Origin of the sequence: Nostoc sp. UHCC 0251 (genome assembly GCF_034932245.1) — a bacterium.
In the GTDB taxonomy this organism is placed as follows: domain Bacteria; phylum Cyanobacteriota; class Cyanobacteriia; order Cyanobacteriales; family Nostocaceae; genus Nostoc.
On the sequence record NZ_JAYGHD010000329.1, the window covers coordinates 22,374 to 29,131 of the forward strand.

At 43.3% G+C, this 6,758-nt stretch carries 10 protein-coding genes; 4 read left to right on the forward strand and 6 right to left on the reverse strand.

Going from position 1 to position 6,758, the window contains the following annotated elements:
* Nucleotides 1-153 precede the first annotated feature (153 nt).
* Both VB740_RS27395 and VB740_RS27400 read left to right on the forward strand, forming a co-directional pair.
* A complete protein-coding gene (locus tag VB740_RS27395) occupies nt 154-393 on the forward strand; it encodes a hypothetical protein (RefSeq protein WP_109011221.1) in 240 nt (79 codons plus the stop codon).
* Nucleotides 393-830, forward strand: a complete 438-nt coding sequence (locus tag VB740_RS27400) for a putative toxin-antitoxin system toxin component, PIN family (protein ID WP_323203005.1) — start codon at nt 393-395, stop codon at nt 828-830. The genes VB740_RS27395 and VB740_RS27400 overlap by 1 nt, the downstream gene beginning before the upstream one ends.
* 76 nt (nt 831-906) lie before the next feature.
* Here VB740_RS27400 and VB740_RS27405 read toward each other — a convergent pair whose 3' ends face one another.
* The 4 genes from VB740_RS27405 to VB740_RS27420 form a co-directional block, all read right to left on the reverse strand.
* A complete protein-coding gene (locus tag VB740_RS27405; RefSeq protein ID WP_323203006.1) occupies nt 907-1,029 on the reverse strand; it encodes a hypothetical protein in 123 nt (40 codons plus the stop codon).
* Between the two features lie 180 nt (nt 1,030-1,209).
* Nucleotides 1,210-1,533 carry a type II toxin-antitoxin system VapC family toxin gene (locus VB740_RS27410; RefSeq protein ID WP_323203007.1) on the reverse strand — a complete coding sequence of 108 codons (324 nt, stop codon included), beginning with the start codon at nt 1,531-1,533 and terminating at the stop codon, nt 1,210-1,212.
* Nucleotides 1,534-1,543: 10 nt separating this feature from the next.
* On the reverse strand, nt 1,544-1,837 hold the full coding sequence (locus tag VB740_RS27415; protein WP_323203008.1) for a hypothetical protein: 294 nt from the start codon (nt 1,835-1,837) through the stop codon (nt 1,544-1,546).
* Nucleotides 1,838-1,939: 102 nt separating this feature from the next.
* Complete coding sequence (locus VB740_RS27420) at nt 1,940-3,811, reverse strand: DUF1565 domain-containing protein (RefSeq protein WP_323203009.1); 1,872 nt, start codon at nt 3,809-3,811, stop codon at nt 1,940-1,942.
* A gap of 441 nt (nt 3,812-4,252) precedes the next feature.
* On the opposite strand from VB740_RS27420, the gene VB740_RS27425 reads away from it, so the two are divergent.
* Both VB740_RS27425 and thiS read left to right on the forward strand, forming a co-directional pair.
* Nucleotides 4,253-5,368 (forward strand): thiamine phosphate synthase, encoded by a 1,116-nt coding sequence (locus VB740_RS27425; protein WP_323203010.1) that lies wholly within the window; start codon nt 4,253-4,255, stop codon nt 5,366-5,368.
* Between the two features lie 94 nt (nt 5,369-5,462).
* The gene (thiS, locus tag VB740_RS27430; RefSeq protein WP_323203011.1) at nt 5,463-5,675 is read left to right on the forward strand and encodes a sulfur carrier protein ThiS; all 213 of its coding nucleotides are present in this window, start codon (nt 5,463-5,465) and stop codon (nt 5,673-5,675) included.
* On the opposite strand, the gene blaOXA is transcribed toward thiS, so the two are convergent.
* Together blaOXA and VB740_RS36880 are read right to left on the reverse strand one after the other, a co-directional pair.
* Entirely contained in the window at nt 5,672-6,289 is a 618-nt protein-coding gene (gene blaOXA, locus VB740_RS27435; protein WP_416290743.1) for a class D beta-lactamase, read from the reverse strand. The genes thiS and blaOXA overlap by 4 nt on opposite strands.
* Nucleotides 6,290-6,307: 18 nt before the next feature.
* Nucleotides 6,308-6,601, reverse strand: coding sequence for a hypothetical protein (locus tag VB740_RS36880; protein WP_416290739.1), 294 nt, complete (start codon nt 6,599-6,601; stop codon nt 6,308-6,310).
* Nucleotides 6,602-6,758 lie beyond the last annotated feature (157 nt).

A 6,758-nucleotide genomic window follows, 5' to 3' on the forward strand; every position in this document is an offset into this window, starting at 1 on the left:
CGCGATCGCCCATTACAATCAAGAAAAGGGAATAAAAAGGATCTGACCTTCATATTTGCCAGGCTGACTGCAACCAACAAATAAATACAAGTCGTCAATTCTCCTTGGGACTGATAGCGATCGCACAAACGCACTAAAATTTAAGAAACCATCATGATGGGTACTGACATGGTATCAATCCCAATTACTTTAGAACAACTCATTACGGCAGTACAACAGTTGCAGCCAGACGAACGAGCAAAAGTCGCTAGAGCGTTGATTCAAATAGATTTACGTTCAGATTTGACGGCTTTAATTCAAGAACTTTATGCCGAACCCCCTGTGAATGAGATTACAGACGATGAAATCAGGGCTGAAATTAAAGCTGTGCGTCAGCAATCCCAGCAGGTCTAATGTTGCGAGTGGTCATCGACACTAACATTTGGATTCGCATTTTGCTGAAAGGGCGAGTTACATTGCCAATTTTAGAAACATTCAATGCAGATAAATTCCAGTTGGTAATGAGTAAACCCCTCATAGAAGAACTGCATCTTGTTTGGAATCGTCCCCGCTTGAGAGAACGGATTGACTCCAGTCAGGCGATGCGCCTAGAACAACAATTGCAGTATCGTGCGCTATGGGTTGAGTTGAAAACTGTTCCGCCTAATTGTCGAGATCCCAAAGATTTACCTGTGTTGGCAACGGCGATTGATGGCGAAGCGGGGATTATCGTATCTGGGGATGATGATTTGAGAGCTGATGATGACTTGAGAGCGGTAATGGTAAGCTATGGTATTCAGTTATTGGGTGTTAATTCTTTCCTGAAATATCTAGATGAAGGTGATGGATAAAGGATGCTTTCCTCGATCGCTCCCTAAAACAAGAACGCGATCGCTAATTCAACTTATGTCTAAGAGCGATCACCTTTTAACCGACTTCCCAAAATGCGATCGCTCCCTTGACTAAAAGAGCGATGCTTCCCCACAGTAAGAAAGCGATCGCTCTCTCAAATCGATTGATTTCATTTTGACCGGCGATCGCCAATGACAATTATAAAAAAGGGAATGAAAAGGATTGACCTTCATATTCGCCAGGTTGACTGCAACGAAGGAATAAATACAAGTCGTCAAGAATAAGAATACAAATACGGTATTAAGGTGAAGGGGTAATAAGCCGTAGATTAGGAATTTCTAGGAAGTCCTTGATGTTGTGAGTGACTAGCGGTAAGTCCTAGCGTAGAGCCGTTGCGGCAATCCAAGCATCTTGTGGGGATATTGGTCGTCCTGCGCTTTGTCGATTAGCACGAACCTGTGCCCATTCTCGACAAAGGGATTGATCGACTGGAATGATCAGGTAATTCGACAGGTATTGTTCTAGCTGTGTGAGGCGACGATCGCCCCACTGACGCAAAATTGCCCACTGAAACAGTTCAGCGACGGTCATGAATGACAGTGCCAATTCGTGACCACTCAAAAGTGGCAAGTAAGGGTCGGCATAATCACTACCTTTGAGGATGAAAGAAGCGATATCAGTATCAATGAGGAAAAGACTCATGGCAGTTTGGTTAGATCGCCTCTTGGCGCTGCTGTCGCAGGAAGGTGAGAAAATCCTCGATGGAGTCTTCTTCAGGCCAAAAGTCAGCAGCGAGATATTTGAGGTTATGAACGGTGATAGGGGTCTGGGTGGCGAGTAGCTGCTTGAGCGTGGTGTCTTGCCAAAACTGATTACTGAGATTTTTCAGATCGGTTTGAGAGTGTGAGGATGAATTGCTTTGGGTAAGTATTTGCAGCAGTTGTTGACGTTCTGTAGATGAGAGCAGTTGGATGGCAGCGATCGCAGCTTCGAGTTGTGGAGTCATAGTGCTGTCTTGTAGTTATCTGGTTCTATGCTATTTGAATTCAGGGGCGATCAAAGCGTGAAAGTATCCTCCACCTCTTTTGCCCCATGCACAATTCCCTACTCAATTCAACGGCTCTACAATAGCTCTTAAACCATTGCTAGAGAGCGTTTTAAGCATTTCTTTAGCGTTATATTCACTGCTAAATACTCCTGCTTGCATAACTCTTTGACCTTCCCAGACTGTGGGAAACGCACCAGGAGCAAGCGATCGCACTAAATCTTGATCTTTATCAGTTGCTAATGGTACTACTACGCGATAAAGTACACCAAATTGTGCCGCAGAGTTACTGCCATAAGGAATACTTGCAGAACTTGTTTGCATATTGCGAGTATTACTAATAGGGATATTGTTCTCAGGAAGTGGTAAAAGTGCTGAAGCACCTGGGGCAGTAGTTCCTAGTCTTGCTAACGGCTGCTGTGTTTGCTCTCTCACGCTTGCAACTGGTGGCTGTGCAACTGAATTGGATGGATACTCAGGGGCAGTAATTTCTATCGTACTAGGATCAATACGCAGATAATTTAACTGTGGTGTATTAGGCGGCTGTGCAACTTGAGTGTCAGTTGTTATTTGTCTTGCTGCCAAACTGCTAGGAGTTGGAAATCCGGCGACTTTAGGGGTGGGTGGTTCTTGATTGGATTTAGGCGGGGAAAGTTGTACATTGGCTGGCATTAATGGCAGCAATTGGCTGTTTATTTGTGTAGAAACAGGATTATTTGCTGAAATGCTGTTGCTAGTTTCAGAGATTTCAGGAGCCGAAAAGGTGATTTCGCCGTTTGCTGGTATTTCTCGTAAAACATTATTGGCAGCAGGAACAGGTTGAGAATTTTCGGTTGCTAGTGCTGTTGTAGCGTTAATATCTACTTTACCAGTGATGCGACTACTCACAAGGTTGTTACCAGCAGCAGGAATCACCTGTTTGGCAGCGCTGGCGTTAATGTCGTAGCGAGCATTATTTTTAAATTGATTACCCCCAGGTTCGGATGCATTACCCAAATCTGGCATTGCTTGAGCGATCGCAACTAAACCATCTTCTTTATTGTCTTGAATAATATTATTTCGCAAAATCGGGCGGGCTTTTGCTTGCACCACAATTCCCGATCTATTGTTATTAATTTGATTGCCTATAACTACAGGAGCAGCATTTTGGGCAATATTGATGCCAAAACCTGTTTGGTGAAAGACATTTTCCTTCACTTGGGGACTGGAGTTACCGGCAATTGTGATGCCATTGGCTCCATTACGATCAAAAAAATTCTTACTAATGGTGGGTGCAGCATTACCACTTACGGAAATTCCATCTTGGGTATTGCCAATAAATGTATTTTCCATAACTACCGGATTGCTAGATTCAATCCATAAACCGTAACCACGGCGGTTTGGATTCGTCACCGTCACTCCAGTGAGCAAGGCTTGGTTTGCTCCAACAATTGTGACGTTTTGACCGGCAAAGCTCCGGCTCAGGTAATCACCACCTCCCCGAATTACAATATCCTTACCTTGATTGCTAGGGTTGCCTTGAATTGAAACACCCGGTTTCAGCATTAAAGGAAATTCCTCTCCTGTCTCGGCGCTATAAGTGTCCGGGGAGAGCATAATTACAGTATTAGCGTTAGCTAATCGCAACGCTTGGGTAATCGTTTTCACAGGAGCAGATTCGCTACCATTGCCTGTGCTGTCATCTCCAACTTTTGGGTTGACAAACAGTACGTTAACCTGAGAATTTGTTTTCTCACCCAGAGGTGCGGAATTTGGTGTCGATGGCATCTGAGCGATTGCGCTACCCAGGAAGGCCATACTTGCCGCTCCCATGCCTACGGTAAAAGATAATACTGATAAACTAAAAAATAAAAGTCTTGCTGATTCTATAAACTTAAGCTTTGCAAGCATAATATCTACCCTATGGTACTTAGGAAACACACGATTGTGAATCATATTTAACACAACTCCTTGGAAGTAACAATAAATTCTTATACTCTTTAAGATAAGAGTATTATGTCGATAATATTACTCAGATATTGAGCGACTGGCGATTTTTAATACAGGGTAATAAATGATATTGTGTCTGTTCAACAATACCTTGTTCTAAAGGAAACGCTACGCGAACGCCAAAATACCTTCACTCTAAAATTTGTTGACTTTTGACTTTTGACTTTTGACTTCCCCAAGGGGCTGCTTCCGCCTTGCGGTACTAGTCCTGTGTAAGCTTGTCGTTTACCGTAAAATACTTGACTAACCTTAGTGCGAAACTGTAGCCTCAAACTACCCTTCTCACTGCCTATAGGAACATGGGATAATTTCCCTTAACCCTCATTAATACGTTTTTTTGCGTGTATTCTGCAAAAATTGAGTAAAAAAAAGCAAATTAATTAACTTATGATTACTAGGACATATGATAATTCACATTCCGATGAAAGCACTAACGGGGTTGTTGTAATGGTCGAGCCATACAGCCAAAAAGAGCAAATACAACAAGTTGTCTACCGCATTTTAGATGCCAATTTAGATCGTGCTCGTGAGGGCTTGCGAATTATTGAAGAATGGTGTCGCTTTGGGTTGAATAATGCCCAGTTGGCTCTTGAATGCAAGCGGCTGCGACAGGAGGTAGCCAAATGGCATACCCCGGAATTGCGGGCGGCGCGAGATACACCAGGCGATCCTGGAACTGAGTTAACTCATCCTCAGGAAGAAGAACGAGCTAGCATCAAATCGGTGTTGCAAGCTAACTTTTGCCGGATAGAAGAAGCATTACGGGTTTTGGAAGAATACAGCAAGCTTTATCAGCCAAATATGGCTAAAGCCTGTAAGCAAATGCGCTATCAGGTTTATACCCTAGAAAGTAGTTTAATGGGTCATCAGCGCCATCAATTATTGTGGCGATCGCGTTTGTATCTTGTTACTTCCCCACATGAAACTTTGTTGAACAGCGTTGAAGCTGCACTCAAAGGTGGATTAACGCTTTTACAATACCGCGACAAAACCGCCGATGATTCTTTGCGTCTGGAACAAGCTAGAAAATTACGGCAGTTATGCCATATCTACGGTGCTTTGTTCATTGTTAACGATCGCGTGGATGTAGCTTTGGCAGTCGATGCAGATGGAGTGCATCTAGGACAACAAGATATGCCTGTTACTGTTGCTCGGCAATTACTCGGTTCGCAGCGTCTGATAGGTCTTTCTACCACAAATAAAGAAGAAATGCAAGCAGCAATTGCTGAAGGTGTAGATTACATTGGTGTGGGGCCAGTTTATGAAACTCCTACGAAACTAGGTAAGGTGGCAACAGGTTTAGAATATGTCAGCTATGCTGCCAAAAATTGCTCAATTCCCTGGTTTGCCATTGGAGGAATAGATGCCAATAATATCAATGATGTAATTGATGCGGGAGCAGAACGCGTGGCGGTGGTGCGATCGCTCATGCAAGCCGAACAGCCTACCTTAGTAACGCAATATTTGCTTTCCCAACTCAATCGCATTAAACCAGAAATTTAAAAGAGTCATTAGTCATTTGTCATTTGTCATTCGTCCAAAGTGAATAACCAATGCCCAATGCCCAATGCCCAATGCCCAATTTCCAACATGCCTTATGTCTAATGAGATTATGATTCACGTAAATGGTGAAACCCATAGCTGTTCGTCTCAAACTTCTTTACCCGATTTGCTTCAACACTTGGGTTTCAACCCGCGCTTGGTAGCTGTAGAGTATAACGGCGAAATTTTACATCGCCAGTTTTGGCCGCAAACAAAAGTGCAACCAGGCGATCGCTTAGAAGTGGTAACTATTGTTGGTGGTGGTTAGTTAATTTTAGCCAGCAAGCCCAAATCCTTAAGGCTGCGTCGTGTAATTTCGATGCGGGCGGAGGCATCCTCTGGTTTATACATATCGAGGGTTGTTGCGAAAAAGTAGACGTTTTTGTTTTGCTCTAAATAACCAACAAACCAACCAACTTCTGGTTTAGTACTCGTTAACCATCCCGTCTTTCCCCGCAGTGTGTAGTCTGGAGTTTGTTCACGTATCATTATGTCTTTGACAAGATTTATTGTCCGTTGTGAGAAAGGCAAATCGCCTTGATACAACCGTTGCAAAAACTTAATTTGCTCTTTGGGTGTAATTTTTAATGGTTCTTGTAACCAAAAACGATCAATGTCTGCGGCAGTTCCAATCTGACGATTACCGTAACCTACTTTGTTAATAAATTGCTGCATCTGTTCATATCCAGCCCTACGTGCCAGCACTTGATAAAACCAAACAGTTGAATCTTTAAAGGCTTGACGCAAATTTGTATCATGATTCCAGGCGTCAATTTCTCGGTGAATTCCATCCCAAGTCAGAACCGCTACATCATCAGGAACTACACCTATTTCTAGCGCCACCAGCGAGTTAAAAATTTTGAATGTCGAAGCTGGAGCGATGTCTACGACGGGCTACGCCTACGCAGTTGCATTACGTTGAGGATTATGTTCATAGATGCGGTTGTTTTTTGAGTCGTAAATCAAGATAGAGCCTTCACGCCCGAATTCTTGAAAGTGTCGCCCCAAATTTGGCGCTTTAACAGCGAGCATTGCTGGACGTTCAGATGAGGCCGAAGCAGGTTGAGCCAGAACATGAATTGCGCTAAAGTTAATCAAACTCAATACAGCAAGACATCCAATGGCTGTAAAGACAACAGCTTGTGTTCGGTAACGCCGAAGGAATCGCCACACGTGAAATAAGATATATTTCATTGCATCTTTAATGGAAACACAAGCGAGATTCTACACCGCAATCTTGCTTATTTACAGCACTGTAGGGGCGCATAGGTGTCAACTTAAGCTAAAAGTAGCTTTACTGTTAGGTTCCTAGCCCGCCTCGAACTAAAGTTCTAGGCTAATAGCTAAAGTC